The sequence below is a fragment of the Thalassococcus sp. genome (assembly GCF_982780845.1).
In genome coordinates this window covers 1-25963 of sequence record NZ_CEYADA010000007.1, presented here as the reverse complement: position 1 = coordinate 25963, position 25963 = coordinate 1, and the positions used below count along the sequence as shown (strand labels likewise).

Annotated in this window: 23 protein-coding genes; 16 read left to right on the top strand and 7 right to left on the bottom strand. The window is 56.9% G+C overall.

All coding sequences use genetic code 11. The annotated features are described in order from the left end of the window. Nucleotide 1: 1 nt before the first annotated feature. Together AC4FIA_RS09415 and AC4FIA_RS09410 are read left to right on the top strand one after the other, a co-directional pair. Complete coding sequence (locus AC4FIA_RS09415; RefSeq protein ID WP_490365638.1) at nucleotides 2–511, top strand: MarR family winged helix-turn-helix transcriptional regulator; 510 nt, start codon at nucleotides 2–4, stop codon at nucleotides 509–511. Further along, on the top strand, nucleotides 508–2151 hold the full coding sequence (locus AC4FIA_RS09410) for a sulfatase-like hydrolase/transferase (protein ID WP_490365637.1): 1644 nt from the start codon (nucleotides 508–510) through the stop codon (nucleotides 2149–2151). The genes AC4FIA_RS09415 and AC4FIA_RS09410 overlap by 4 nt, the downstream gene beginning before the upstream one ends. A gap of 110 nt (nucleotides 2152–2261) precedes the next feature. Here AC4FIA_RS09410 and AC4FIA_RS09405 read toward each other — a convergent pair whose 3' ends face one another. Beyond that, nucleotides 2262–5660, bottom strand: a complete 3399-nt coding sequence (locus AC4FIA_RS09405; RefSeq protein WP_490365636.1) for an indolepyruvate ferredoxin oxidoreductase family protein — start codon at nucleotides 5658–5660, stop codon at nucleotides 2262–2264. A gap of 122 nt (nucleotides 5661–5782) precedes the next feature. Here AC4FIA_RS09405 and AC4FIA_RS09400 point away from each other — a divergent pair, with 122 nt between their 5' ends. The 3 genes from AC4FIA_RS09400 to AC4FIA_RS09390 all read left to right on the top strand — a co-directional run bounded on the left by AC4FIA_RS09400 (nucleotide 5783) and on the right by AC4FIA_RS09390 (nucleotide 7262). Continuing rightward, nucleotides 5783–6253 (top strand): Lrp/AsnC family transcriptional regulator, encoded by a 471-nt coding sequence (locus AC4FIA_RS09400; RefSeq protein ID WP_490365635.1) that lies wholly within the window; start codon nucleotides 5783–5785, stop codon nucleotides 6251–6253. A 74-nt stretch (nucleotides 6254–6327) separates the two neighbouring features. Continuing rightward, complete coding sequence (locus AC4FIA_RS09395) at nucleotides 6328–6678, top strand: hypothetical protein (protein WP_490365634.1); 351 nt, start codon at nucleotides 6328–6330, stop codon at nucleotides 6676–6678. Further along, nucleotides 6675–7262, top strand: coding sequence for a hypothetical protein (locus tag AC4FIA_RS09390; RefSeq protein ID WP_490365633.1), 588 nt, complete (start codon nucleotides 6675–6677; stop codon nucleotides 7260–7262). The genes AC4FIA_RS09395 and AC4FIA_RS09390 overlap by 4 nt, the downstream gene beginning before the upstream one ends. 17 nt (nucleotides 7263–7279) lie before the next feature. On the opposite strand, the gene AC4FIA_RS09385 is transcribed toward AC4FIA_RS09390, so the two are convergent. Next, nucleotides 7280–8194, bottom strand: coding sequence for a LysR family transcriptional regulator (locus AC4FIA_RS09385; protein ID WP_490365632.1), 915 nt, complete (start codon nucleotides 8192–8194; stop codon nucleotides 7280–7282). Between the two features lie 103 nt (nucleotides 8195–8297). On the opposite strand from AC4FIA_RS09385, the gene AC4FIA_RS09380 reads away from it, so the two are divergent. The 5 genes from AC4FIA_RS09380 (at nucleotide 8298) to AC4FIA_RS09360 (ending at nucleotide 13826) form a co-directional block, all read left to right on the top strand. Further along, nucleotides 8298–9302, top strand: coding sequence for a TRAP transporter substrate-binding protein (locus AC4FIA_RS09380; protein ID WP_490365631.1), 1005 nt, complete (start codon nucleotides 8298–8300; stop codon nucleotides 9300–9302). A 9-nt stretch (nucleotides 9303–9311) separates the two neighbouring features. Then, the gene (locus AC4FIA_RS09375; protein WP_490365630.1) at nucleotides 9312–9809 is read left to right on the top strand and encodes a TRAP transporter small permease; all 498 of its coding nucleotides are present in this window, start codon (nucleotides 9312–9314) and stop codon (nucleotides 9807–9809) included. Beyond that, nucleotides 9806–11104 (top strand): TRAP transporter large permease, encoded by a 1299-nt coding sequence (locus AC4FIA_RS09370; RefSeq protein ID WP_490365629.1) that lies wholly within the window; start codon nucleotides 9806–9808, stop codon nucleotides 11102–11104. Before AC4FIA_RS09375 ends, AC4FIA_RS09370 begins: the two co-directional genes overlap by 4 nt. Before the next feature lie 16 nt (nucleotides 11105–11120). Continuing rightward, on the top strand, nucleotides 11121–12080 hold the full coding sequence (locus AC4FIA_RS09365; RefSeq protein ID WP_490365628.1) for an amidohydrolase family protein: 960 nt from the start codon (nucleotides 11121–11123) through the stop codon (nucleotides 12078–12080). Between the two features lie 240 nt (nucleotides 12081–12320). Further along, a complete protein-coding gene (locus AC4FIA_RS09360) occupies nucleotides 12321–13826 on the top strand; it encodes a fumarate hydratase (RefSeq protein ID WP_490365627.1) in 1506 nt (501 codons plus the stop codon). Between the two features lie 73 nt (nucleotides 13827–13899). Here the strand turns inward: AC4FIA_RS09360 and AC4FIA_RS09355 are convergent, their stop codons facing one another. Further along, nucleotides 13900–14421 carry an acyloxyacyl hydrolase gene (locus AC4FIA_RS09355; protein ID WP_490365626.1) on the bottom strand — a complete coding sequence of 174 codons (522 nt, stop codon included), beginning with the start codon at nucleotides 14419–14421 and terminating at the stop codon, nucleotides 13900–13902. A gap of 211 nt (nucleotides 14422–14632) precedes the next feature. Between AC4FIA_RS09355 and AC4FIA_RS09350 the strand changes: the two genes are divergently transcribed. The 4 genes from AC4FIA_RS09350 to AC4FIA_RS09335 are packed head-to-tail and all read left to right on the top strand — an operon-like array spanning nucleotide 14633 to nucleotide 18157. Continuing rightward, complete coding sequence (locus AC4FIA_RS09350; protein ID WP_490365625.1) at nucleotides 14633–15658, top strand: ABC transporter permease; 1026 nt, start codon at nucleotides 14633–14635, stop codon at nucleotides 15656–15658. A 2-nt stretch (nucleotides 15659–15660) separates the two neighbouring features. Then, nucleotides 15661–16569, top strand: coding sequence for an ABC transporter permease (locus AC4FIA_RS09345; RefSeq protein WP_490365624.1), 909 nt, complete (start codon nucleotides 15661–15663; stop codon nucleotides 16567–16569). 2 nt (nucleotides 16570–16571) lie between these two features. Beyond that, the gene (locus AC4FIA_RS09340; RefSeq protein WP_490365623.1) at nucleotides 16572–17414 is read left to right on the top strand and encodes an ABC transporter ATP-binding protein; all 843 of its coding nucleotides are present in this window, start codon (nucleotides 16572–16574) and stop codon (nucleotides 17412–17414) included. Beyond that, entirely contained in the window at nucleotides 17411–18157 is a 747-nt protein-coding gene (locus AC4FIA_RS09335; RefSeq protein WP_490365622.1) for an ABC transporter ATP-binding protein, read from the top strand. Before AC4FIA_RS09340 ends, AC4FIA_RS09335 begins: the two co-directional genes overlap by 4 nt. A 542-nt stretch (nucleotides 18158–18699) precedes the next feature. Here the strand turns inward: AC4FIA_RS09335 and AC4FIA_RS09330 are convergent. Next, entirely contained in the window at nucleotides 18700–20289 is a 1590-nt protein-coding gene (locus AC4FIA_RS09330; protein ID WP_490365621.1) for an ABC transporter substrate-binding protein, read from the bottom strand. 37 nt (nucleotides 20290–20326) lie between these two features. Beyond that, on the bottom strand, nucleotides 20327–21475 hold the full coding sequence (locus AC4FIA_RS09325; protein WP_490365620.1) for a mandelate racemase family protein: 1149 nt from the start codon (nucleotides 21473–21475) through the stop codon (nucleotides 20327–20329). A 206-nt stretch (nucleotides 21476–21681) separates the two neighbouring features. On the opposite strand from AC4FIA_RS09325, the gene AC4FIA_RS09320 reads away from it, so the two are divergent. After that, complete coding sequence (locus AC4FIA_RS09320) at nucleotides 21682–22431, top strand: FadR/GntR family transcriptional regulator (RefSeq protein ID WP_490365619.1); 750 nt, start codon at nucleotides 21682–21684, stop codon at nucleotides 22429–22431. 35 nt (nucleotides 22432–22466) lie between these two features. Here the strand turns inward: AC4FIA_RS09320 and AC4FIA_RS09315 are convergent, their stop codons facing one another. Next, a complete protein-coding gene (locus AC4FIA_RS09315; protein WP_490365779.1) occupies nucleotides 22467–23369 on the bottom strand; it encodes a 5-dehydro-4-deoxyglucarate dehydratase in 903 nt (300 codons plus the stop codon). A 39-nt stretch (nucleotides 23370–23408) separates the two neighbouring features. Continuing rightward, nucleotides 23409–24944: an aldehyde dehydrogenase (NADP(+)) gene (locus AC4FIA_RS09310; protein WP_490365618.1), complete on the bottom strand. Its 1536-nt coding sequence runs from the start codon at nucleotides 24942–24944 to the stop codon at nucleotides 23409–23411. Nucleotides 24945–25110: 166 nt separating this feature from the next. Here AC4FIA_RS09310 and AC4FIA_RS09305 point away from each other — a divergent pair, with 166 nt between their 5' ends. Then, entirely contained in the window at nucleotides 25111–25794 is a 684-nt protein-coding gene (locus AC4FIA_RS09305) for a GntR family transcriptional regulator (RefSeq protein ID WP_490365617.1), read from the top strand. Nucleotides 25795–25963 lie beyond the last annotated feature (169 nt).

The window sequence follows — 25963 nt, the reverse complement described above, 5'->3', positions numbered from 1 at the left end:
TATGAGCCTGGATTCAAAGATCGATCGTGATCGAATTCAACGCAGACAGAACCGCGAAGACCTGAACGTTTTCTCGCGCCTGCCTGCGGTCTATTCGACGTCGCGCAAGCAAGGTCAGCAACTGCTGCAAATCGGCGGAGGCCTGTCGATTGTCGAATGGCGCACCTTGTGGGACCTTCACGAAGCAGGACCGATGACCATACGCGACCTGTCAACGATCCAACGCACCGATCATTCTCTGCTAAGCCGCGCCCTACCCGATATGAAACGCAAGGGATATGTGCGGATGGAACGCTCTGAAGAAGACGGACGCCAAACCATTGTCGAGCTAACAGACGAAGGCCGCAGCGCCTACGAATCCGCCGCCCCTATAATGGCCCGACGTCGCGCGGCCCTGCGCGAGCGGTTTTCCGACGACGAAATCCGGGCGTTCACAGGATTTCTGGACCGGTTCGAAGAGTTCCTTCAAATCCCTGTAGATCAAATCCTGAATGCGGAGACGGCGGAATGACCGACAAACCGAACGTTCTCTGGATCATGGCAGATCAACTCCGGTTCGATTACCTCAGCTGCTACGGCCACCCGCACCTTCACACCCCGCATATTGACGCGCTGGCAGATCGCGGCGTGCGGTTTACCAACACCTACGTTCAATCGCCGGTCTGCGGCCCGTCCCGCATGTCGGCCTATACCGGCCGCTACGTGCGCAGCCACGGCTCGACCTGGAACGGCATGCCTTTACGAATTGGCGAGCCGACACTGGGCGATCATCTGCGCGAGGCCGGCGCACGCGCCGTTCTGGTGGGCAAGACCCATATGGCCGCTGATGCAGAAGGTATGGCTTGGCTGGGTATTGATCCCAAAAGCGAAATCGGTGTGCGCGCCTCTGAGTGCGGTTTCGAAGTGTTCGAACGGGACGATGGGTTGCACCCCGATAGCCCCCGCCAGCAATGGTCTGCCTATGACGACTATCTTGTCGCGCATGGGTACGACTCGGACAACCCATGGGAAGACTTCGCAAATTCAGGCAAAGACGACGACGGAGAGCTTCTTTCGGCTTGGCTTTTAAAGAATTCGCGGATGGCGGCGAACGTCCCCGAAGAACATTCGGAAACCGCCTATATGACCGACCGCGCCATAGATTTCATGGAACAGGCAACAGCGGATGGACGGCCATGGATGTGTCATCTGTCCTACATCAAACCGCACTGGCCCTATATTGTGCCCGCCCCCTATCACGACATGTATGACGAACGTCATATCGTGCCGCCCGTCAGGTCCACTGCCGAACGGGACACTGATCATCCGCTGATGAGCGCCTATCACGATGCCCGCGTCTGCAAGAGCTTTTCACGCGATCATGTCCGCGAACATGTGATCCCCGCCTATATGGGGCTTATCAAACAGCTGGACGACAATCTGGGCCGTCTGTTCGCCTGGATGGACGAAAAGGGGCTGTCTCAAAATACCATCATCGTTTTCACGTCCGACCATGGCGATTACATGGGTGACCACTGGATGGGAGATAAGGATTTTTATCACGAGATGGCTGTGAAAGTTCCCCTGATCATCGCCGATCCACGCCCCGAAGCAGACGCCACACGCGGCAGCGTTTCGGATGCTCTGATCGAGATGATCGACCTTGCGCCTACGTTGATGTCCGCGCTGGGTTGCACCCCCAAACCGCACATCATCGAAGGCCGCGATTTGACACCGCTTTTGCACGGCACCGAAGGGTTTTCACGTAAATATGTCATCAGTGAACACGACTATCACTGGTCCGATATGGCCCGCACGCTTGAGCAGCGACAGGAAGACGCCCACACCAAGATGATCTTTGATGGCCGCTGGAAGTACATCCGCTGCGAAGGCTTCCGACCGGTGCTGTTTGATCTTGCAACCGATCCATCCGAATTGACCGATCTGGGGGGGTCGACGGATGCCGAACACATCACAGTGCGCGCCCGCATGGAGGCCGCCCTTCTGGATTGGGCCACGCGCCACCATACACGTATCACCGCAACACCCAGTCTACTTGCCCGCCAGAAAATGGCCGCAGAAAGCGGTATCCTGATCGGCTTCTGGGATGAGGATGAATACTTCACCACAACCGGTAAACGGTTCGAAGATCTGAAACCGGTCGGGCGCTGACCGCGACTCACCCCGCAGCGGCCGAGGCCTTCGCAGCTCCTCTTTGCTGTCCGCCAGTTTCAGATACGTCCCGTTATTCTGGATCCTTCGGGTCCGGCGTCGCTGTCTGATCAGCCCACGCGCTGTATCGCTTGAAGCGCCGATTTCGCGGCTTTTTCTTTGACGGGGCCGAAGCCGCGGACCTCATTGACCAAGCCCGCCGCGTCAATGGCCTGCGAAATGTTGGCTTCGTTCAGATTGGCGATCAAACGATCCAGCATCGCGCGGTATTCTGTGATCAACGCGCGTTCCAGACGGCGTTCTTCGGTGTAGCCGAACGGGTCGAACGCGGTGCCGCGCAGGCGCTTGCCATGGGCCAGAACCCGCATCGCGGGCCTGATCCACGGCCCGAACGCCCGCTTCAACGGTCGCCCACGCGCGTCTTTTCCGGGCAACATCGGTGGCGCGAGGTGGTGCGTCACGGTGAAGTCGCCCTCGAACCGGTCTTTCAGGCTGGTCAAAAACCCTGTGGCCGTGTGCAAACGGGCAACCTCGTATTCGTCCTTATAGGCCATCAACTTGAACAACCCGCTCATCGCGGCTGCTGTCAGTTCACCGGCGGCACCGGACACACGGGTCTCGGCCGCCTGCACCTTGGCGATTATCTCGCGGAAGCTTTTGGCCCAAGCATCATCCTGATATTCGCTTAGAAACGTCGCGCGACGGGTAATTTGTTCGTCCAGCGTCTGGATCGGAGGCGTTACCAACCCTGCCGCTTCGTTCACGGCGCTTACGTCCTCGGCGGCGATCCGCCCCCAGCCAAAGGCACGTTTGTTCAGGTCGGGTTTGACGCCGTTCAGGTCGATCGCGCGCATCAAGGCATTCAGCGACAGCGGCACCAATCCCGCCTGCCATGCCGCACCCAGCATCATAACGTTGGCAAAAACCGTATCGCCCAGCAGCGCCTCTGACAGCGCGTTGGCATCAAGTGTACCCAGCTTACCGGTTGCTGCCGCAATGGCATCAAGCCGTGTCTTGGCATTCAGGTCCGCGTCGCGGTTCTGCACCAGATCCCCTGTCGGCATGACGGCCGTGTTCAGAACGCCCCGTGTCCCCGAATGGAAGGTTTGTGACGCCTTGGGCGAGGAGCTAACTACGATATCGCAGCCGATCAATGCATCCGCGCTTGCCGGTTCGACCCGCACTTGATTGACCTTCTGTGCATCGCGCCCCATGCGGATATAGCTGATGACAGGGCCGAATTTTTGCGCAAATCCCATAAAATCAAGCACTGACGCGCCTTTGCCCTCAAGATTTGCCGCCATTGCGATCAACTGGCCCACGGTGACAACCCCCGTACCGCCAACGCCCGTCACGACGATATCCCACGGCGTGTCCAGCGTCGGCTGCTCCGGCGCTGGCAGGGATTTACTTAGCCGTTCGAACGCAGCCTCACCGCGTTGCGCGCCTTTCTTCAGACTTGCGCCCTCGACGGTGACAAAGCTGGGGCAAAAGCCGTTCAGGCAGGTGAAATCCTTGTTGCACGTATTAAGGTTGATCTTCCGTTTGCGCCCGAATTCGGTCTCTAACGGCTCGACACTCAGGCAGTTGGACTCGACCGAACAATCACCGCAGCCTTCGCAAACCAAAGGATTGATCACGGCAAACCGTTTGGGATCTTCCATCTTGCCACGTTTGCGCAGACGCCGTTTTTCAGTCGCGCAGGTTTGCTGATAGATAAGGACCGTGGTGCCGGAAATATCGCGCAATTCTCGTTGGATACGATCCATTTCGTTGCGGTGAAAGGCCTGCACGCCTTCTACCTTGGGCAAGTTTTCAGGTTGATCGCTGACCATCACCACGCGCTTGGCCCCTTCGGCCAGCACCGAACGCGCAATCGCCTCGACCGTGATCGGCCCGTCCACATGCTGGCCACCTGTCATGGCCACGGCGTCGTTGAACAGAATTTTAAAGGTGATGTTTGTGCCCGCAGCAATCGCCTGACGCACCGCAAGCGAGCCCGAGTGATAATAGGTCCCCTCGCCCAAATTCTGGAACACGTGGCGATTTCCGTTGAACTGCGACCGCGCCACCCAGTTCACCCCCTCGCCGCCCATCTGGATCAGCGACGTGGTGTTCCGCCCCATCCACGATGCCATAAAGTGGCACCCGATCCCCGCGAATGCCTGCGATCCATCGGGGACTTTGGTGGACGTATTGTGCGGACAGCCCGAACAGAAGTACGGCGTCCTTGTTGCCCCTGAAACGCTGATCGGATGCGGTTCGGGCGTGATTTTTGCGGCGATATCAACCAGATCAAGATCGACAGAATTCCGTTCAAGTCGGTCGGCGATATGCTGTGCCAGCATCACGGGGCCAAGTTCGGACGTCCACGGGATCAGGCGATTGCCTGTTTCGTCGCGTTTGCCCACCATCCGTCGCGGCTTGCGGCCCGGAAAATCATAGAAATACTCTTTCAGCTGGCTTTCGATGATGCCGCGCTTTTCCTCGACCACGAGCAGCTCATCTTTGCCCTGCGCGAACTCAAGCGCGCCTTCGTGTTCCAGCGGCCAGACCATGCCGACCTTGTAAATATCGATGCCCAGCGCGGCGGCGCGGGTTTTGTCGATGCCCAACAGGCGCAGTGCCTCAAGCACATCCAGATGTGCCTTGCCCGTCGTCACGATGCCGAACCGCGCCTTGTGGCCCCATTCAGCACGATCAATGGGATTGGCGCGGGCAAAGGCCATGACGGCGTTTTTCTTATGCTCCAGCCGCGCCTCGATCTGCGGCCCCGGAAGATCGGGCCAGCGGTAATGCAGACCGTCCTCGGGCGGAGTGAAGTCCGGCTTTACAAAGGAACGGTCCGGCTGGAGTTCGAACGACATGCCGGATTCAACCGTTTCCGATATCGCCTTGAAGCCAACCCACATCCCCGAAAAGCGCGACAGAGCATAACCCCATTCCGCAAATGGCAGGAATTCGGCCACGTTCGCAGGGTTCAGAACGGGCATGAAGAAGTTCATGAACGCCACGTCCGACTGGTGCGACATAGACGAGGACACGCAGCCATGGTCGTCCCCTGCCACCACAAGCACCCCGCCATTGGGCGAGGCCCCATAGGCATTCCCGTGTTTCAGCGCATCGCCTGCACGGTCCACCCCAGGACCTTTGCCGTACCAAAGCCCAAAGACCGCTTCGCACGTCTTGTGCGGGTCGGTTTCCACCTGCTGGGTGCCGATCATCTGTGTGGCCCCGAACTCTTCGTTTACGGCTGGTAGGAACGTGACGCCCGCATCTTTGACCAGTTCCGCGTTTCGCCCGATTTCAAGATCGATCCCCCCGACCGGCGATCCGCGATATCCCGAAACATAGCCACGCGTATCCAGACCCGCGGCCTTGTCACGCCGTGCCTGATCCAGCGCCATACGGACGATGGCCTGCGTCCCGGTCATAAACACGCGCCCTGTTGTCTTGGTGTAGCGATCGGATAAGGCGTAATCGCGCAGGATCGGGGTTTGGTCGGTCATGGCGTGCCTCCTCGGGTATTATGTCCTGAGGAAAAGCTTGTCGCATGCGGTGTGAAAAAGGCTTTCAACCTTATCAGCCTTCAGGCATATTTTGATTTATTTTATTCAGGAATTATCAATTCATGGAAAATTCAAATCAAGTTTCGGAAGTAGAGGCAAAACTTCTTTCGATTTTGCAACGTGACGCCTCTGCCAGTGTCGCGGACCTTGCTGCCGCGACGAACACTTCGTCTGCGACCGTATGGCGGCGCATCCGAGCGCTGGAAGAGCGCGGCGTGATCGGCCCGCCTGTGCGCCTTGTCGATCCGGCTAAGGTCGGGCGCGGGATGGATGTTTACTGTCAGGTCAGAATGAAATCGCAGGACAAGGACGCGCGCGCAGCCTTCAAGCGCGCGGTCGACGCCGAGCCGTCAATCCTTGAGGTTTATTCCGTCAGTGGCGAATGGGACTACATGCTGCACATGGTTGTGCGCGATATCGAGGATTTCGAAGCCATCCTGATGCGCAGACTTCTTGAACTTGATTGCGTTGCGGGAACATCCACGATCTTTGCGCTGCGCCGCATCAAACACACCCGCGAAGTGCCGCTATGAAAGCCCGCCGCGCTTCGGTATCAGTGAAAAGATAGCAAACCGCACATCTGCATTTCCACGGGCCGCACACCGCCATGAAAAAGCATCACAAGCCATATTCGGCGAAGAAGACGATCCTTTTCGGGCTCGCTATTGCTGCCTTCTTTACTGCGGTGTCTGTGTTTTTTCTGATCATGCAGGCGCGGAACAGTTTTCACCGTCTTGCAGGCCAGATCACAATGGTGGCCGAGGACAGTCTGGACATTCGCGATGTGCGGGGCATCACCACCCACCTGATCGTTCCGCCTGACGCGATATTGCTTGATCTGGACAGTCTGAGCGATCTGAGCGTCGGGCAGCACGTCATGACACGCGGTGAGTTCATTGGTGAAAAGCTGTTCGAAGTAGACGGCTTGCGCGTCATTCAGGGCCCTGACCCAAAATGATTGAAACCAAGGCACACCCCCGCCGTTCCGCAATCCTGAAAACTGCCGTGGTGATCTGCGTCTATCTGGCGATCTCGTTTACATTGGCCAGCTTTCCGGCTGACACAATCATCGACAAGGTCGGCAGCGATAACGCCTATGTGCTGATGTTCGCCTTGGGCATGATCGGCGGCTTCACGACCTTCACCGGTATCCCCTACCACTTTGTTTTAATGAGCCTTGCCGTAGGCGGGCTTGATCCGGTGGCGCTTGGCGTTTGCACGGCTATTGGCGTGATGCTGGGCGACAGCACTATGTTTCTGATCGGCAAACAGGTCAAAGACAGCCTGCCGCCGCGCGTTGTGGCGACGATTGACCATTTTGCAGAGTATCTGCTGAAACACCCCCGCTTTGTGACCCCTGCCCTTGTGGCCTATGGAACAGTGTCGCCGTTTTCCAACGATTTCGTCGTCGCGTCGCTTAGCATGGGGGGCTACGGATACTGGCGCACGATCCTGCCGCTGACTGTTGGCAACATCTTCTACAACATCGCGCTCGCGTATCTGGGGCTTTATGCCTACGACACGATCATCGGGTGGTTTTGACCAGCGTAGCGGCCAGTCTAGACCCAAACGTGATCTTCCGCCGCGGCATGTAGCGCGTCGATGAACAGGTCGGCATAGGGCGGCAGCTGGATGTGTTTCAGCCTGAGAAGGTTGAGCTTCCGGCTACTGGTGGGATCAGTCAGACGCAGCCCTTTCAACTCTCTGGCCTTGGCTTCGATGCGGAATGCGTGACCGGGCATCAGGCTGACACGTTCGGTTTTCCGGATCATGGATTTTAGTCCGTGCAAACCGGTACAAGTCCAATACTGATTGGTCATCGATTCACCAGCGGCCACAAAAATCGCGTCCACGTAGCTTCGGATCACGCTGCCGGATGCGGGCAAGGCCCAGGAATGTTCCAACAGTTCGGCCAGCGACACTTCGTTGCGATCCCAAAGGGCGCTGGACCTGCCAACGACGGCCTCAAGCGGAAGGGAAATCAATGGATCGGCCACCACGTCGGGGGTCAATTGATCGACCAGCAAACCGCCAATCATCACGTCCACCTCGCCTGCGTGCAACTTATCCAGAAGCAGGTCGTCGTATTCTTCGATCACGGACACCCGCAGGCTTGCGTTTTGCTTGTCCAGCGTCTCGAGCGCTTTGGGGATCAGCTCGATCATCGAAATGGGTGTTGCCCCGATGATCAAAGGCCCGCTTTGCCCTTGCTGGGCCAATTCGATTTCGCTGACGGCCTGCCCCAAAACCGCGTCAATCGCCCGTGCGTGACGAAGCAGCAGCTTACCATAGGCATTCAGGCGCGCACCGAACCGGCCGCGTTCGATCAGCGTAACGCCAAGCTGTTGCTCAAGAATTCCGATTTTATTGGTCAATGCAGGCTGCGAAATGCCTTCGGCTTCCGCGGCACGAATGAACGTTCCGTGGGTGTCAATCGCGCGCAGATAACGCAGATGTCTCGGGTCTATTTTCATAACCAAACCAAATTGATTTCTTAATTTTCATTATTGGACGAATAGAAAACTGACTGTCAAGCTGACTTCAAAGGACAAGAAAAACTGTTCTCGGGAGGAAAAAATGACAGTTTCAAAGATCGCCAGAGTTGCTGCGATAGGCACCGCAATTCAACTATTGATGTCGCAAACCGCCATCGCGGAAACGTTGAAAGTTTCAACATTCCTGCCGCCGAAACACGCCTTCAACCGCATGCTAGAGGCATGGGGACAAGAGCTGTCTGACAAAACCGATGGCGAGCTGACCGTCGAGATTTTCCCCGCAGGCCAGTTGGCCCCGCCCCCGCGCCAGTTTGATCTGGTTCGCTCGGGTGGTGCGGACGTTTCTGTCGTTCTGCACGGCGCAACGCCGGGTCGCTTTGCACTGAGCGAATTGGCCGGTTTGCCGCTGGTGGCCCCCTCGGCAGGATCGGACAGTGCGATCACATCGCGCCGTCTGACAGAACTGGTGCCCGACTATCTGACCGAGGAACATGCAGGCACGCGCGTTCTTTGGATGGCCGTCACGCCGCCCTTGATGTTCCACGTAAAAGGGTTTGATCCCAGCGACTTGGACAGCTTCAAAGGCAAGCGCATTCGCTATCAGGGTGTTGTCTGGCAGAAGATCATCGAAGCGATAGGCGCATCGCCCGTGCCGGTGCCGCCTGCGGAAACCGCCGATGCGATGGCCAAAGGTGTCGTCGATGGCGCGACCTTCCCGTTTGAGGCAACGATCCCCTTTGATCTTGCGCCGGTATCGGACTTTACCCTGACGCCCGGCATTGCCAGCGCAAGCTTTTCGGTTGTGATGGGCGACCACGCGTACAATCGCCTGAGCGACGAACACAAAGCCCTGATCGACGCGACCACTGGGCCTGATCGTGCAGAAGCCTTTGGCGCGATGTGGGACAAAGGCGAAGGCGCAGGCCGTGCCTTTATGGAAAAAGGCGGTGTCGAAGTCTTGGCGCTGGAACAGGACAAACTGGACAGCCTTCGTCAGACACTGGCGTCGGTCGTCGACGAGGTGACCCAAGCCTCCGAAGCCAGCGGGCTTCCCGTGGCCAACTTCCTGAACGCCTACACCAAATAGACCAAGTTCATGATGTTCAGGAGTTTTACGAACAAATTGCTTGGCGCGATGCAATTCGTGGCCGGTCTTGCCTTGGCATCCATGATGCTGGTGACCGTCGCCGATGTCGCGCTGAGGTTTCTGTTCAACACCCCGGTGCGCGGCACTTATGACCTTGTAAGTGTCGCGCTGCTGGTCATGGTCATGTTCGGAATTGCGCCTGTGATCCTGCAGGGCGCTGATATCGTGATTGACCTGTTCGACAGGGTTCTGCCCGCGAGCGTGTTGCGCGTGCTTCAATCCATTTCGGCACTGGGCGCTTTTTGCGCGTTCCTCTTTATCGGGTGGTCCATGTGGGGCCCAGCGCATGACGCTTGGCTTTACGGCGATCGTTCGCTGGAACTGGGCCTGCCGCTCTGGAGCTATTGGGCCGTGGCCTTTGTCGGGTTGTTCGGCATTCTTTGGGCCGCACTGGCCTTGCTGTCCGCTCGCCTCAAAAACCGGCCTGAAAGCGAGGAACAGATATGAGTTCTTTTGCTTTGGGCCTGTCCGGCATCGGCATCATGTTTGCCCTGCTTCTGGCCCGCCAACCTGTCTGGCTGGCCTTGGCGGCCTGCGGGATCATCGGAAACTCGATCCTGAATTCGGTGTCCATGACCAAATTCGTGACGGGCACCGGTGTCTTTGACCTTGCGTCGTCCTATCCGCTGTCCGTGATCCCGCTGTTCGTTCTGATGGGCGAGGTTGCATCAGGATCGCGCATGTCGCGTGATCTGTTTCAAGCGGCCCGTGTCGCGCTGTCAGGGCTTCGTGGTGGGCTTTCCATGGCGTCCATCGCGGCGTCAGGGGCTTTTGGCGCCATCTGCGGATCGTCGGTTGCAACCGCCGCCAGCATGACGCGGATCGCCCTGCCCGAGATGCGCAATGCGGGCTATGAAGAAGGCTATGCCGCGTCCTCGGTCGCGGCGGGTGGATCGTTGGGCATCTTGATCCCGCCATCCATCATTCTGGTGATCTACGGTTCAATTGCCGAAGCCTCGGTCGCGCGCCTGTTCGCGGCGTCGATGATCCCGGGTATTGTCCTGTTGGCGCTGTACCTTGTTGTTGCATGGGTTTTGGCCGGTCGCGCGGTAAATGCCGAAAACCAACCGAAGCCATCGACGCTGGAACGGGTGAAAGCGCTGCTGAAGCCATGGCATTTCATTTTGCTGTTCGTGTCGACGATCGGCGGGATCTATGCCGGTATCTTCAGCCCAAATGAAGCCGCATCTGTCGGTGCCTTCGGTGCGATCCTGATCGGCTTTCTGCGGCGCACGCTGGATTGGTCTGGCTTGGTCAATGCGATCCAGGCCTCGGTCCGAATCTCCTGCGGGCTGTTCCTGATCATCATCGGCGCCAAGCTGTTTGCCAATTTCATCGTGCAAACCCGACTGCCTGACACGCTCTTGGAGCTTGCGATGGCTGCTGAACTGACGCCGTTTCTGATCATGGCCCTGATCGTTGTGATCTACATCGTGATGGGATGTTTTCTGGAAGGGATCGGCATGGTTCTGATCACCGTTCCAGTCTTCCTGCCCATCGTCGAAGGCTACGGTTTCGACCCGATCTGGTTTGGTGTTCTGGTGGCTGTTCTGGTCGAACTCGGCCTGATCACACCGCCTGTCGGCATGAATCTTTTCATCATCAAAGCACAAAGCCAGACGCTTGATATGGCGCGGCTTTTCCGGTCGATCATCCCGTTTTTGATCGCCCCAATCATCCTTGTGGCCCTGCTGTTCGCGCTTCCGCAAATCGCGCTGTGGCTACCCAATCTGCTTTTCTAAAACCCCAGAGGACTACATGACCAAGAAGATCGCTCTTGAAGAGCATTTCATGCACCCTGATTTCGTCGACTACTGGTCAAAGACGGCAATCAACATCAGCCCAGCGCTATTCGGCAAAGCCCGTGACGCGCTTGAAGACTTCGGTGAACAACGTCTTGGCGCAATGGACCAGATCGGGATCGAAAAATCCGTTCTGTCGTTGGCTGGCCCCGGTGTGCAGGCGGAAACGGAAACGAAGACCGCAGTGCGTATGGCCAAACAGGTCAATGATTTCCTTGGCCAGAAGATCGCCGATACGCCGACGCGTTATGGCGGCTTTGCCCATCTCGCGCTGCAGGATCCGACCGAGGCCGCAAACGAACTGGAACGCTGCGTGCGTGATCTGGGGATGTCGGGGGCCATGATCAACGGCTGCTCCAACGGCACCTATCTGGATGATGATCGCTATTCCGTGGTTTGGGAACGCGCCGCCGATCTAGGCGTGCCGCTGTACATTCACCCCAACAACCCGCCAGACGTGCCCTTCATGTATCACAACCACCCCGAACTTTGGGGGCCTGTGTGGTCATGGACAGTCGAGACCGGCAACCACGCGCTTCGCATTCTGTTCAGCGGCGTATTCGATCGCTTTCCCAAGGCGAAACTGGTTCTGGGGCACATGGGTGAAACCCTGCCCTATCAGCTTTGGCGTTTCGACAGCCGGTGGGAGATTTCGAACCGTGGCGACATGCGGCTAGAGATGAAGCCTTCGGAATATTTCAAACGCAATGTCTGGTGCACCACTGCGGGCGTCTATTCGGACGAACCGCTGCGCTGTGCGATTGACGCGATTGGCGCGGATCGCGTCATGTTCTCGGTCGACTATCCGTTCGAACGCCCCAAAGAGGCAGGCGATTGGTTTGATGCCGCGCCACTGACCGACGAAGAACGCGCCAAGGTCGGGCGTGAAAATGCGATCGCGCTGCTTAACCTGTAAGATAACGCTAACATTTTTCCCATGACGGAAATTGCCGCCGTCATGGGACACTCCTATGCGATTCCCTATTCGGAAAAACTCGGAAACCGCTGACACGCTTCTGCCCGCCTTCGCGGCCTTTTCCGGCAAAAATCCTTTAGAAAATCGGGCAAAACCGCGTTGTATTAGCCGTTCACACTGTACCTGAGGCCCAAGCTGGTACAGTACATACCCAGATTCGCCGTATCGAAGAGGCCCGAAATGACACTGATCCGCGAAGATGACCTGATTGCCTCCATTGCCGAGGCTCTGCAGTACATTTCGTATTTCCACCCATCCGATTTCATTGGCGCGATGTCTGCAGCTTGGGAGCGTGAAGAAAACCCCGGCGCAAAGCAGGCCATGGCCCAAATTCTGGTGAACTCGCGTATGTGCGCCATTGGCCGCCGTCCGATTTGTCAGGACACTGGTGCCGCCAACATCCACATCAAATACGGCGTTGAAGCCAAGACAGACTTCAAACGGTCCCTGCAAGAGATCTGTGATGAAGGCACCCGTCAAGGCTATCTGCGTGACACGAACCCGCTGCGCGCGTCCGTCGTGGTCGATCCCTTTGGTCAGCGCAAAAACTCGGGCGACAACACGCCCTGTATGCTGACCGTTGAAATGGTCGCTGGTGACAAGATCGACGTGGAAGTCGCGGCCAAAGGTGGCGGCTCTGAAAACAAATCCAAGTTCACCACATTGAACCCGTCGGGTTCGGTTGCTGACTGGGTTGTCGAAACCGTGGAAACGCTTGGCGCTGGCTGGTGCCCGCCCGGCATTCTGGGGATCGGCGTTGGCGGCAACGCGGACAAGGCGATGGCGCTGGCCAAAGCGGCCCTGTCCGAGCCGATTGACCTGCACGATCTGATCCGTCGCGGTCCGTCGAACAAAACCGAAGAACTGCGCCTTGAGATTGCCGAACGCGTGAACGCTCTGGGCATCGGTGCGCAGGGTCTTGGCGGTGTTACAACGGTTCTGGACGTCAAAATCCGGTCGTTCCCGACACACGCTGCATCTCTGCCCGTCGGCCTGATCCCGAACTGTGCCGCGACACGTCATGCGCATTTCACGCTTGATGGCTCCGGCCCTGCGGAATTCACGCCGCCGGACATCTCGCTCTGGCCGGAAATCCTGCTGGACGCGGCAAGCGCCCATGCCCGCCGGATTGATCTGGACACGTTGGATGACGATGTCATCGCAACGCTTGAACCGGGTCAGACGCTGCTGCTGTCCGGTACGCTCTATACCGGCCGCGACGCGGCCCATAAGCGCATGATCGACATGTTGGATAAGGGCGAGCCCCTGCCCGTCGATCTGAAAGGCCGCGCGATCTATTACGTCGGCCCCGTGGATGCCGTGGGTGACGAGGCGATTGGCCCCGCCGGCCCGACGACCTCGACCCGTATGGACAAGTTCACAGACCGTATCCTGTCCGACACTGGCCTGAAGGTGATGATCGGCAAAGCCGAGCGTGGCCCCGTCGCGCTAGAAGCGATTGCCAAGCACAAAGCGGCTTATCTGATCGCGGTTGGCGGTGCGGCCTACCTTGTGTCCAAGGCGATCAAGGCGGCCAAGCCTGTTGCGTTCGAGGATCTTGGCATGGAAGCGATCTATGAGCTGCGTGTTGAGGACATGCCGGTGACGGTTGCCGTGGACACCAAAGGCAACTCGATCCACAAAACAGGCCCTGCCGCTTGGAAGCGTGTTCCCGAACTGAGCTAAGGCATTCCAAACGAAATAAAAATGGCGCCCCGAGCATCTCGGCGGCGCCATTTTTTAATACCCTGCCTGTTCCTTAGCGCGTGGGCATCGAAATCCGGAATTGCATCAGTTCAATACCCGGATTGTCCTCGTAAATTCCGGCATTCGATCGGTGATCATAGCTTAGCGCCATGCGCCAGCCAGACGGTGCCTCATACCCGATTTCAATTCCGGAACGGAACGCAATCGGTCCTCCCAGATCGAACCCGCCGTTGTCAAAGTAGAGACCCGGCATGGAATGCAGTTCCGTGTAGATCGGCGTATTGCCCAAATCCATTTTGTATGTGGTTCCAAACCCCACCCACGTTGCGCCATTTTCCGAAACAGAGACGCCAAACGCATTGCCGAAGGGACCGCGCTTATGACCCAAGTCATAGCGGAAATAGATTTCGTCTTCCTCGATGGCATTGCGTTCTATGACCTCGCCCAGCGCCAGCGAAAGGCGCGGAGTGACCTCTGTTTTGCCCAAGCAGCCAGTTTCCGTGCCGCAATGATTGAACGTCATATCCGTCAATCCGGCAATCAGCATCAAAACTGCAAATGACCCGTCTGCCATCCTATCCTCCTTAATCAATTGGGAATACTTGGCATCAGTTCACCTTAGAAGTCCAGTAAAGAGGCGCCCTTAACAATCAAAGCAACTTTGAACGCATTCACAATTTGGAAATCTCGGGATGCCGACTTGACTCCCCTCAACCTGTATAACAGATTTGTACCGCAAGGTGATGCGGGCTTCCCCGTCACGCTTGCACAGGAGGAGAACGCGGATGCCCGACTTATTTCGCGGTCGTATCGGGGGAGTTGCAGGCCAGATCGGCTCGATTGCAGTGACCCTGTTCGGCCTTTTGATTCTGACCTTTGTGATCGGACGGGTGATGCCCACCGATCCGGTCCGCGCGATTGTCGGCGAAGACGCGACGCGCGAGGTCTATGAAACTGTGTATCGGCAGCTTGGGCTGGATCGGCCCATGTGGGAACAGTTTTTTGTCTATCTGAAAGACGTGGCCACGTTCGATTTCGGGACCTCGGTACGCACAGGCCAACCCGTTCTGAATGACATCCTCTATGTTTTGCCCGCCACTATCGAACTTGCGACCTTTGCGATCATTTTCGGGGCCGGACTGGGCATTCCTTTGGGCGTCATGGCGGCGGTGCACAAAGATCGCTGGCCGGATCACCTTATTCGGGTGTTCAGCCTGTCGGGTCATTCCATGCCGATTTTCTGGACAGGAATGATTGCCCTGTTGGTGTTCTACGCCCAACTGGGCTGGGTCGGCGGCTCTGGCAGAATGAGTCAGTTCTACATCGGACTGGTGCCTGAAAAGACGAATTTCCTGTTGATCGACAGCATGCTGGCCAAGGAATGGGACGTGTTTCGATCGGCCTTGAACCACATTGTTCTACCTGCATCCCTGCTGGGCTACTCATCCTCAGCCTACATCACCCGAATGACCCGCAGCTTCATGTTGGACCAGCTAGGTCAGGAATACGTCACAACCGCCCGCGTGAAAGGCCTAAGCAACCGCCAAACCATCTGGCGCCATGCCTTTGGCAACATCCGCGTGCAATTGGTGACGATCATTGCGCTGGCGTACGGAGCGCTGCTTGAAGGCGCAGTGCTGATTGAAACGGTCTTCGCTTGGCCGGGTTTTGGCCAATACCTGACCTCGAACCTTCTGATCGGAGATATGAACGCGGTCATGACCTGCGTCCTTGTGGTGGGCGTGATCTTTATCGCCCTGAATATCCTGTCCGACCTTCTTTACCGCATTTTCGATCCGAGGACACGATGAGCATGTCACATCAAACCGCCCGATCTTCCACCAGCGCCACTGCCGCACGCCCGCGCAGTCAAAGCGTTCAGACCGCGATCAATATCCTGAATTTCCTGCTAAAATCCCCGACCTCAGCCTTTGGCATTGTCGTCATGGCCTTGCTGATCCTGACGGCGATTGTCGCCCCTCTGATTGCAGTACACGATCCCTACATGCAGAACTTAGACAACACGTTGTCCCCGCCCAGCGCCGCGCATTTCTTTGGCACGGACGAGCTTGGGAGAGATATTTTCTCGCGGATTGTCCATGGCTCACGGATCACGCTGACCATCATCTTTCTGGTGACAATCACAGTCGGCCCCATCGGGCTGTTTGTGGGAACTGTTGCCGGCTATTTCGGCGGCAAGACCGATGTCGTCCTGATGCGGGTGACCGACATCTTCTTGTCCTTCCCCTCGCTCATCCTGTCGCTGGCGTTCGTAGCCGCGCTCGGCCCCAGTCTAAACAACGCGATTATCGCAATTTCACTGACGGCATGGCCCCCGATCGCCCGCTTGGCCCGCGCTGAAACCATGACGTTTCGCGGCGCCGACTATATCTCGGCCGCGCGGCTTCAAGGGGCATCGCCCGCACGGATCATCTGGAAAAGCATTGTGCCTATGTGCCTGCCCTCCGTCCTGATCCGCCTGACGCTGAACATGGCAACGGTTATTCTGACTGCCGCTGGTTTGGGGTTTCTGGGTTTGGGCGCACAGCCGCCAATGCCGGAATGGGGCGCAATGATCGCCACAGGCAGACGCTATATGATCGACAGCTGGTGGCTCGTGACCTTTCCGGGTCTTGCCATCCTCTGCGTCAGCCTTGCCTTCAACCTGTTGGGCGACGGCCTGCGCGATGCCCTTGATCCCAAACAAATGACGAAGAGATAACTATGGCTGACCCTATTCTGGACATTCAGAACCTGACCCTTCGCTATCCCAACGCCCCGACCCCAGCCGTGCGCGGCGTCAGCTTTACCCTTGGCCAAGAACGCCTTGGAATTGTTGGGGAAAGCGGATCGGGAAAATCAACCGTTGGCCGTGCAATCATGCGTCTTCTGCCTGATGCGACGATGCAGGCCGACCGGATGAACTTTGCTGGCGTCGATCTTTTGAACGCGTCGGAAAAGCACATCCTGAAGCTGCGCGGCGCACGGATGTCGATGATCTTGCAGGACCCGAAGTATTCGCTGAACCCAATCCAGCGCTGCGGCGATCAGGTGGCCGAAGCTTACCGGACGCATGTTTCGACCACGAAATCAGAGGCAAAGGCCAAAGCAATCGCCATGCTGGAAGCTGTGCAAATCCGCGATCCCGAACGGGTCTATGATCTTTACCCGCACGAAGTATCAGGCGGCATGGGCCAGCGGATCATGATTGCGATGATGCTGCTGACCGATCCCGAACTAGTCATCGCGGATGAACCGACGTCAGCACTGGATGTGACGGTACGCTTGCAGGTGCTGAGCATTCTGGATGATCTGGTGAAACAACGCGGCATCGGCCTGATCATGATCAGTCACGACCTCAACCTTGTCCGGAATTTCTGTGACCGCGTGCTGATCATGTACGCCGGACGCATAGTAGAAACGCTGGACGCCAAGGACCTTGATCACGCACAGCACCCATATACCCGCGGGCTTCTTGCAGCGCAGCCACGCATAGGCGGACCACGACGCCCCCTGCCCGTTCTTGACCGCGATCCATCATCCTGGTTGTCGGAGGCCACAGCATGAAGCCGTTCGAAGTAGAAAACATGTCGATCACCTTCGGCAATGTCACCGTCTTGCCCGCCGTCAGCTTTCAGGTCGAGGCTGGCGAGTGCTTTGGTCTGGTTGGCGAAAGCGGGTCCGGCAAATCGACCGTTTTGCGCTGTGCGTCGATGCTGCTCAATCTGTGGGACGGAGACGCGCGGATTGGCGGGAAATCGGTGAAAGACATGCCCGCGATGGAGCGCTGCCGCACCCTTCAAATGGTGTTTCAGGATCCCTACGGATCGCTGCACCCACGCCATTCCATTCGCACGACCCTATCCGAGCCACTACGCATTCACGGGCTGGACAATCAACAGCAACGGATGGAACAGGCCATGACGGACGTGGGCCTGCCTTTGTCGTTTCTTGACCGGTTCCCGCATCAGCTCTCTGGCGGGCAACGCCAACGCGTCGCGATCGCGCGTGCGCTGATCCTTGAACCGGATGTGCTGTTCCTGGACGAACCCACCTCGGCGCTGGATGTGTCAGTGCAGGCGGAAATCCTGAACCTGCTGGTGCGCCTGCGCGAAGAAAAAGGCTTTACCTACATCATGGTCAGCCACGATCTGGCGGTCATCGATCACATGTGCGACCGTTTTGCAGTCATGAAATCCGGCCATATCGTAGAAGTCCTGCCCCGCACAGCCATTCTGGACGGATCAGCCAAAGCGCCCTACGCGCAGGAACTGATCGCTGCCAGCTTGGCCTATGAAGGCGCGGCTTGATATGAAGTTATGGTTGGCTCCTGCCTTACAAGGCGGGAGCCTCATCTTTTGCAGTTCCGACTTTGTGGTCACTCGTTGCTAAACCTAACTGGGACAGATGGTCCTTGTCGCGGCCCATCGTTTCATTCAGTTTCGTTCTGATTGTCCCAGAGGAGTTTGTGGTTTGGCATGTTGAACCTCTTAGACCGGATTTTGTTGATCCGAAACGCAATAGTGAAAACAGTCTCAGTCTCTAAGGCCTTGAAGGTCTTTCACTCAGATTCAAAAGAGACCCCAGTCATTCTGAAGTTTTCTTATGCTGGCAACGTGCAATATCACAAACTTTCCGAGCAGGAAGTCCGCGCACTGATCCTTGAACTTTGTAACGCTATGGATTCCAGTTCAGACTCTGGAGAAATATAATTCCAAGGTAAGGGCTCCAAACCGGACACTCGACCTGCATCAGCATTTCCACCCCTTGCGCCCTCAACACGACAATCGCGTGGAAAAAAGAAAAGGCGCATCTTTTACAAGATGCGCCCTTCCCGTCGGGAGAAAACTGTTTACCGGTTTTTCACAACGTCCTCAAAGCGCGACACCCAAGGATCAATAACCACCCCCGACACGTCCGACTGATAGGCCGCCGTTACAACGCGTTCTGAAAACGGCTGGATCGCGGTGACTTTGTCGTCGATCATCTCTTGGATTTGTTCGTACTGCTCGGACTGCGCGGCCTCATCCCGTTCGACCAGCGCGCTTTCGATCAGGGCGTTCAGTTCTGCATCCTGATAGGATGTTCGCCAGCTTTGGAAGTTGGTCAGGCCCGCCTCTTGGCTGTTGTCTGGGTTATAGACCAGCGCGCGCAGGTTGCTGTCCGGATGCGGTTGCTGACCACCACCGCCACGACCGACCAGAAGCTCAAAGTTCCGTTCGCGCATCGCACCGTAAATCTGGCCGCCGCCGCCGGTGATGATTTCGGCATTGATGCCCGCCTGTGCCAACGTGCCTTGAATGGCGGTCGCAGAGTCGAGGAACTGCTGCGTGGAAATCACGCGCAGTGTTGTGTCGAACCCGTTGGGGTAGCCCGCTTCGGCCAACAGCGCCTTGGCCTTTTCAACGTCCAAGGTATAGCCGGGATCGGGCAGTGCGGCGAAGGCCGAACTGTTGATGACGCGCTGACGTTTGATTCCGAAGTAAGGCATGATCGCGCCGTTGATGCCATCGTAGTCGATCAGATAGCGCAGCGCTTCACGCACCTTCGGGTTTGCGAATTTCTCATCGCCCATCGATACGGCAAGGTAGTAGAAACCGGCGCTTGGGACGGTTTCGACGGTGATGGCATCGTTGCTTTCAAACGCCTTCAGGTCCGGCGCGGCAAGGCTGAAGCCCACGTCAATGTCACCTTGTTCCAGCCCCAAACGCTGGCTTTGGCTTTCCGGCAGATGGCGCATCAACACGCGTTTCATGGCCGGCTCTTCACCCCAGAACGCGTCATTGCGTTGCAGGATCACAAACTCATTCGCGCGCCATTGATTAAGAACGAAGGCCCCAGAACCAGCAGAGTTGTTGGTCAGCCACGCCTGCCCGTTATCATCGCCCGCGTTGGCCATCACCAGCTTGCTATCAAGGATCGATCCAACACCCGCCTGCGCCAGATACATCAGGATCATTTTGGGGTCGCCCGCTTGGGGCATCACCATTTTAAAGGTGTGATCGTCGATCACCTGAAACTGGTCGTCGATGCCCTCTGCCGTGAATCCACGCGAACTCAGGCCCGAAGACTGCGCCTGTCCCAAAGTCATCAGGCGGTCAAAGCTGAACTTTACATCTTGGGCTGTTACCGCATTACCAGAGGCGAATTTCGCGTCCTGACGCAGGTGGAACACGACCGACAGGTTGTCTTCGCCGATTTCCCAACGCTCGGCCAAGCGGGGCTGTAGGGCCTTGGTTTTCGGGTTCAATTCGACCAGTGCGTCATAGACGTTGTTCAGGATCTGCACCGCTTCGCCACCAGTGATGGCGGCGGGATCCATCGTCAGGACGTTTGTCATGTCGAACGCAGCGATCAGTTGATCGTCCGGCGTTTCGGCGAATGCGGGCTGGGTGGCCGCCAGCAACGCTGACAGCGCAATCCCCGTAAGTAGCTTATTCATAAGGTCTCCTCCCCTTGTGTTAAAAGCGTGTGATCGTTCAGCGGATGCGGTTGTTATCGATCAGGTCAAAATCGATGTCCTCGCCCAGACCAGGTCGGTCGGGGACATGAACAAAGCCGTCGCTATCCATCGGGTCAGACAAGGATTTGAGGTAATCAAACCCGTCGTCATATTCGAGGAACGGGTGCAAAAGGCCCCGTTCGTACCATTTGCAATTCTTGGTGGCCGCTACGACGTGCAGGTTCATCGCCGTATTGCCGTGAACCTCGCATTCCATGCCAAAGGCTTCGGCCAGATGCATCGTTTTCAGCGCAGGTGTGATCCCACCCACGTCGTTCACGCCAGTTCTCAGAATGTCGCAAGCACCGGATTTGATCCATTCCGCGCGATGCCAATGTTTGCCACCCACGCTTTCAGGACCAATTACAGGGATATCCAGATTGTCAGACAGCCAGCGGTAGGATGACATCGATTGCTCATCCATCGGCTCTTCGATCCAGGCGAAGCCCAGCTTTTCAAGACCGCGCCCCAGCTCCAGCGCCTCGGTCCTTTTGTACCAGTGGAAGGCATCGATCATCAGGGCGATGTCGGGACCGACCGCTTCGCGCACAGCGGCGCAAGCCTTCAGGTCCATCTTTACATTGGGCGCCCAGCTGACGGGCGGCATCCAAGTGTGCAACTTGATGCCCTTATAACCCCGCGCCACCAGCTTTTCGGCAAAGCGACCGTAGTCTTCGGGTGTCGCAAGGCCGCCCTCAAGCTCGTCTCCGCACATAATGGACCCGTAGGCCAGCACCTTGTCGCGATAGCCCCCGATCAACTTGTATACAGGTTGTCCAAGCGTCCGGCCCGCCAGATCCCACAACGCGCAATCGATCACTGCGAGCGTCCGGTCTGTCAGTTGTGCCGCTGATCCACGTTGCCAGTGCGCAAGCTCTTGCCAGAGGCGTTCACGGTCGCGGTAGTCCTGTCCGATCAGAACCTTTTTGACATACTTATCAATTACATGTGGTCGTGCGACCTCTGGCGGACAAAAGCTGTATCCCTCATGCCCGTCTTCGGTGCGGATTGTGACTATTGCCTGCGACACGTCGTGTTCTGGTCCGGGATGGGCATGGCCCGCGCTGTCAGAATGACGGCGGGTTTTATGCCGAAAGACGCAAACATCGATTGCAGTAATGATCACAAGTGTCTCCTTTTCCCGCTTCGACGTCGGGCAGTCCATTTATCTGTATAACAGATTCATATGACATGCTTTCGAAGCCCGTCAACAAAAACACCAAAGTTTTCTGCCGAAGGATGCGCATATTCACACTACACCCTGAATATACTGGCCTTTTCGCCATGACTTCGGCTAACATCCTGTCGTACAGAAAGCCGAAAGGTGCACATATGTCCGAGGCAAGCGCGATGACAAACACGGCAGCCCCCCCGAATCCCGCCCGTACACGGGCCGTGATGATTGCCGACGAGTTGCGTCGCGAAATTGAGAACGGCCACTTCAGACCGGGTGACCGGCTACCAAGTGAATCCGAGCTGACCCGCGCCCATTCGGTCAGCCGGACAGTCGTACGAGAGGCGCTTGGATTGCTGCGCTCTGAAGGGCTGGTGGAGGCCCGTAAAGGGTCCGGTGTGTTCGCCCTTGATCCCGCGAATGCCCGACGCTCGCAGCCTTTTTCCGATCTGGATATGGAACGCCTTTCGGGCGTGATCGAACTTTTCGAACTCAGATCCGCCTTTGAAATTCGCGCGGCTGGTCTGGCCGCGGCCCGTAGATCGGCACAACAGATCGATGCAATCGTCGAGGCAAACAAGGCCGTTTCAGCGGAATATGAAAACGGTGGCAACACCCGCGAGGCCGACTTTGCCTTTCACTATGCCATAGCGCAAGCCACTCAGAACAAACGGTTTCCCGAATTTCTGGCCCTGATCCGGCCAGGCATCGTGCCACGTGTAGAACTTGAAGCAGGCAGTGGAACACCGCGCGCGTATAAGCCGAACACGGAACTGGTGGACGAACATATGCGCATCATTGACGCGATCATCGACGGTGACCCAGCCCGCGCGGAAGAGGCGATGAAAATCCACCTAGAAGGCAGTCTTTCACGCTACCGTGATCTGCTTCGCAAAGCCAATGGATGACAGGCGCGCCGGCTTTCCGGCACGCCTGATCGGGATTAATTGCGATCCTTGATCAGATCCTGAAGCATCGCACGCTCTTCCTCGGTCAAGTCGGTCAGGGGCGCGCGCACATGGCCTGTTGCGAAGCCGCGCAACGCGACACCAGCCTTGATCGCAGACACCGCATAGCCGGACTTCCGATCGCGGATTTTCGCGAAGGGATAGTAGAAGTCTGTCAGCAGCTTTTCACACTTGGCGTCGTCACCTGCGGTGAATGCCGCGTGGAATTCCAGCGCGGTTTCCGGCACAAAGTTGAACACTGCCGAGGAATAGGTCGGCATCCCTGCCCCGCGATACGCCTGTGCAAACAGTTCGTGTGTCGGCATCCCGCCGATGTAGGACAAACGATCACCCATCGTCACGGTCACACGGCGCACAGTGTCGATATCGCCGGTGCCATCCTTGAAACCGATCAGGTTCGGGCACTCATCGGCCAGTTGTGCCAGAGTTTCAGCGGATACGCGCGATGCCCCACGGTTATAGACAATAACCCCCATGTTAGTTGCCTTACACACAGCGCGGATGCGGTTTGCCGCCCCATCCTGCGGCCCTTCCGCCAGATAGTGGGGTAGTAACAAAATACCGTCACCACCGGCAGCTTCGATATCACGGGCCAGATCGCAGGCCATCCGGACACCATAGCCGCAGCCTGCAATCACAGGCGCATCGCCTGAAACTTCGCGCGCGGCTTTCACCACGTTTACGATCTCGGACGGCGACAACGAAAACATCTCCCCCGTGCCGCCCGCAACGATCAGGCCCGCAACTTTGTAGGCAGACAGCCATTCAAGGTGCGACTGAAACGGCTTTTTCGCAAAGTTGTCCTGGTCATCAAACGGCGTCACCGGAAAGGACAACAGTCCGTGTCGAATGATTTCGCGCAGATCATTTGGGGCGATCATTAAGGGCTCTCCTAAGTTTTGAGATTGTATGAAAAGTCAGACGTCCTGCTGCCAATCGGCGGGCAGCAATGCGTCCGGCATGTTTTGAAAGCAGACAGGCCGAAGGAACCGGCGGATTGCCAAGGTCCCGACGCTGGTGGCGCCAAAATTGGTGCTGGCAGGATAAGGACCGCTGTGAACCATCGCGTCACAGACCTCGACCCCGGTCGGGAAACCATTCACCAGAATGCGCCCCGCCTTTTGCTGCAGAATAGGCGTCAAGGATTTGGCCAACGGCAAATCGTCATCCGTCAGATGCATGGTGGCGGTCAGCTGTCCGACAAAGCTCTGCGCGACGTCCAGCATCTGTTCATCGTTGTCGACCGTGACGATCAGGCCAAAGGGCCCAAAGATTTCTTCTGACAAGATCGGCTGGGCAATCCAGTCGGTCGCTTTGACGGAAAACAGGGTTGGCCACACGGATCGCCCGACACCTGTTTCATCCAGATGGGCGTGGACATTGTCGCCGTGTTTTACGTGATCGACCCTATCGTGATAATCGCTTGCGATCCCGCTGGTCAGCATGGTCTGGGGCGCAACTTTGGACAGCGCCTTGATCGTTGTATCAGCAAAAGTTTGCAAATGCTCAATTGGCAGGATGGCAATACCAGGGTTGGTGCAGAACTGGCCTGCCCCCATTGTCAGGGAGGAAGCCCAGCCTTCTGCAATGTTTTGCACATTCGTCCGTGCAGCATTTGGCAACAGGAACATCGGATTGACGCTGCCCAATTCGCCGAAGAAAGGAATGGGATCGGGGCGCGCAGCACAAAGGTTAAACAACGCTCGCCCGCCTGATAGCGAACCGGTAAAACCCACAGCCTTGATTAACGGATGCTGAACAAGGGCATGGCCCACATCCCGCTTGCCCCCTTGGATCAGAGAAAATACGCCCTTCGGCATGCCCGTAGAAACTACGGCAGCAGAGATCGCATCAGCAACAATTTCACCGGTGCCGGGATGGGCCGAATGCCCTTTAACCACGACAGGGCAGCCCGCGGCCAAAGCCGACGCGGTATCACCTCCGGCAACAGAGAATGCCAAGGGGAAATTAGATGCACCAAAGACCGCGACCGGACCAACGGGCTGCTGGATCATCTTGATGTCCGGGCGTGGCAATGGCTGGCGGTCCGGCAATGCAAGGTCGTGGCGCCGGTCAAAACAGGCACCATCCTGAATATGCTCAGCGAACAGGCGAAGCTGATGGACAGTGCGTCCGCGCTCCCCTTCCAGCCGCGCTTTGGGAAGGCCGGTTTCCTGCATCCCGATCTGCGTAATCGCAGATGCTCTTGCTTCGATCTCATCTGCGATCGCCCGCAAGAACGCCGCCCGTTGGCGTGCCGACGTCTGGCTGTAGGTTTGAAAAGCGGCGCTTGCGGCTTTTGCTGCCGCATCCACCAAATAACGCGTTCCCACCGCGAAACTATGAGGCTGCCCTTCTGCCGGATCGGACTCAAACCTCTGCGGACTGTCGACCCACTCGCCTGCAACCAAATGCAATCCGTGTGGTGCATATACATTGGCGATCTGATCCATGATGTTCCCCCCGAACAGCGGTCAAAATTTCTAGCGCTCAATTTGATGCACTAATATATTAGTTAAAACAGGTGGTCAATCAGCGTGAAAATCACGCTATAAGACACACAAACAATCGTGAGATTTCAATCGTATGGACAGCTTTCTACAATCAGCACTGAATGCCATGCAGCAAGGAAGAGGATCGGGCCTACCCGCAGCTTCGGGCCGAATCTATGACGATCTGCGGCAGCGTATTCTGTCGCTCGAGCTTGTTCCCGGTACGTCGCTGTCCCGTGCGGAACTGGCAAAACACTACGATGTCAGCCAGACGCCCCTACGCGACGCGCTACAACGTTTGGAACAAGACAGCCTGATCAAAATATACCCACAGTCCAAAACACTGGTCACACACATCGATCACGATCGAATTTCACAGGCGCTTTTCCTAAGGCGTGCTTTAGAAACCGAAGTCTGCCTCATGTTGGCGACTACACCACAGCCGTTTCTTCTTGCCCAGCTGCGCGCCGTTATCGAGGCGCAAAGATCTGTAAGCGCGGATACGGCCAAGCTTCGACAGTTTCAGGAGCTGGACGAATACTTTCATTTCTTGATGTTCGACGCCCTGAGCAGAAGCGATCTGCATTCATTGATGCGATCCCGAACATCGGATCTTGATCGTGTCAGACGGTTACAAACCCACTCGTCCGGACAACTCGACCTTATTTTGCAAGGGCACGTCGAGATTACAGATGCGCTGGAAAGCGGCGATGCAACCCGCGCTGTGACGGCCTTAAGACGGCATCTGGAAAAGCCAGATGATTGGGTACTGACCTATCAGAAAAGATTTCCCGATTACTTTGCCGCCTAACGGGACCTATTTGCCGAAAATTGATGCCTCAAAGCCCATGTTAAAGCCGGATTTTCCAGTGATCCAAAAACAAAAAAGCACCAACGACCATGTCGTGGTGCTTATTGTCTGAATTCATCGTTTTGAGAGATACTAATGAGGTTTTTGCTAGGTTTGGCGGTGACCTACT

Bases quoted from the DNA above. Each gene is read 5' to 3' on its own strand.
- AC4FIA_RS09415 (WP_490365638.1), top strand. From the start codon at position 2: ATGAGCCTGGATTCAAAGATCGATCGTGATCGAATTCAACGCAGACAG.
- AC4FIA_RS09410 (WP_490365637.1), top strand. From the start codon at position 508: ATGACCGACAAACCGAACGTTCTCTGGATCATGGCAGATCAACTCCGG.
- AC4FIA_RS09405 (WP_490365636.1), bottom strand. From the start codon at position 5,660: ATGACCGACCAAACCCCGATCCTGCGCGATTACGCCTTATCCGATCGC.
- AC4FIA_RS09400 (WP_490365635.1), top strand. From the start codon at position 5,783: ATGGAAAATTCAAATCAAGTTTCGGAAGTAGAGGCAAAACTTCTTTCG.
- AC4FIA_RS09395 (WP_490365634.1), top strand. From the start codon at position 6,328: ATGAAAAAGCATCACAAGCCATATTCGGCGAAGAAGACGATCCTTTTC.
- AC4FIA_RS09390 (WP_490365633.1), top strand. From the start codon at position 6,675: ATGATTGAAACCAAGGCACACCCCCGCCGTTCCGCAATCCTGAAAACT.
- AC4FIA_RS09385 (WP_490365632.1), bottom strand. From the start codon at position 8,194: ATGAAAATAGACCCGAGACATCTGCGTTATCTGCGCGCGATTGACACC.
- AC4FIA_RS09380 (WP_490365631.1), top strand. From the start codon at position 8,298: ATGACAGTTTCAAAGATCGCCAGAGTTGCTGCGATAGGCACCGCAATT.
- AC4FIA_RS09375 (WP_490365630.1), top strand. From the start codon at position 9,312: ATGATGTTCAGGAGTTTTACGAACAAATTGCTTGGCGCGATGCAATTC.
- AC4FIA_RS09370 (WP_490365629.1), top strand. From the start codon at position 9,806: ATGAGTTCTTTTGCTTTGGGCCTGTCCGGCATCGGCATCATGTTTGCC.
- AC4FIA_RS09365 (WP_490365628.1), top strand. From the start codon at position 11,121: ATGACCAAGAAGATCGCTCTTGAAGAGCATTTCATGCACCCTGATTTC.
- AC4FIA_RS09360 (WP_490365627.1), top strand. From the start codon at position 12,321: ATGACACTGATCCGCGAAGATGACCTGATTGCCTCCATTGCCGAGGCT.
- AC4FIA_RS09355 (WP_490365626.1), bottom strand. From the start codon at position 14,421: ATGGCAGACGGGTCATTTGCAGTTTTGATGCTGATTGCCGGATTGACG.
- AC4FIA_RS09350 (WP_490365625.1), top strand. From the start codon at position 14,633: ATGCCCGACTTATTTCGCGGTCGTATCGGGGGAGTTGCAGGCCAGATC.
- AC4FIA_RS09345 (WP_490365624.1), top strand. From the start codon at position 15,661: ATGTCACATCAAACCGCCCGATCTTCCACCAGCGCCACTGCCGCACGC.
- AC4FIA_RS09340 (WP_490365623.1), top strand. From the start codon at position 16,572: ATGGCTGACCCTATTCTGGACATTCAGAACCTGACCCTTCGCTATCCC.
- AC4FIA_RS09335 (WP_490365622.1), top strand. From the start codon at position 17,411: ATGAAGCCGTTCGAAGTAGAAAACATGTCGATCACCTTCGGCAATGTC.
- AC4FIA_RS09330 (WP_490365621.1), bottom strand. From the start codon at position 20,289: ATGAATAAGCTACTTACGGGGATTGCGCTGTCAGCGTTGCTGGCGGCC.
- AC4FIA_RS09320 (WP_490365619.1), top strand. From the start codon at position 21,682: ATGTCCGAGGCAAGCGCGATGACAAACACGGCAGCCCCCCCGAATCCC.
- AC4FIA_RS09310 (WP_490365618.1), bottom strand. From the start codon at position 24,944: ATGGATCAGATCGCCAATGTATATGCACCACACGGATTGCATTTGGTT.
- AC4FIA_RS09305 (WP_490365617.1), top strand. From the start codon at position 25,111: ATGCAGCAAGGAAGAGGATCGGGCCTACCCGCAGCTTCGGGCCGAATC.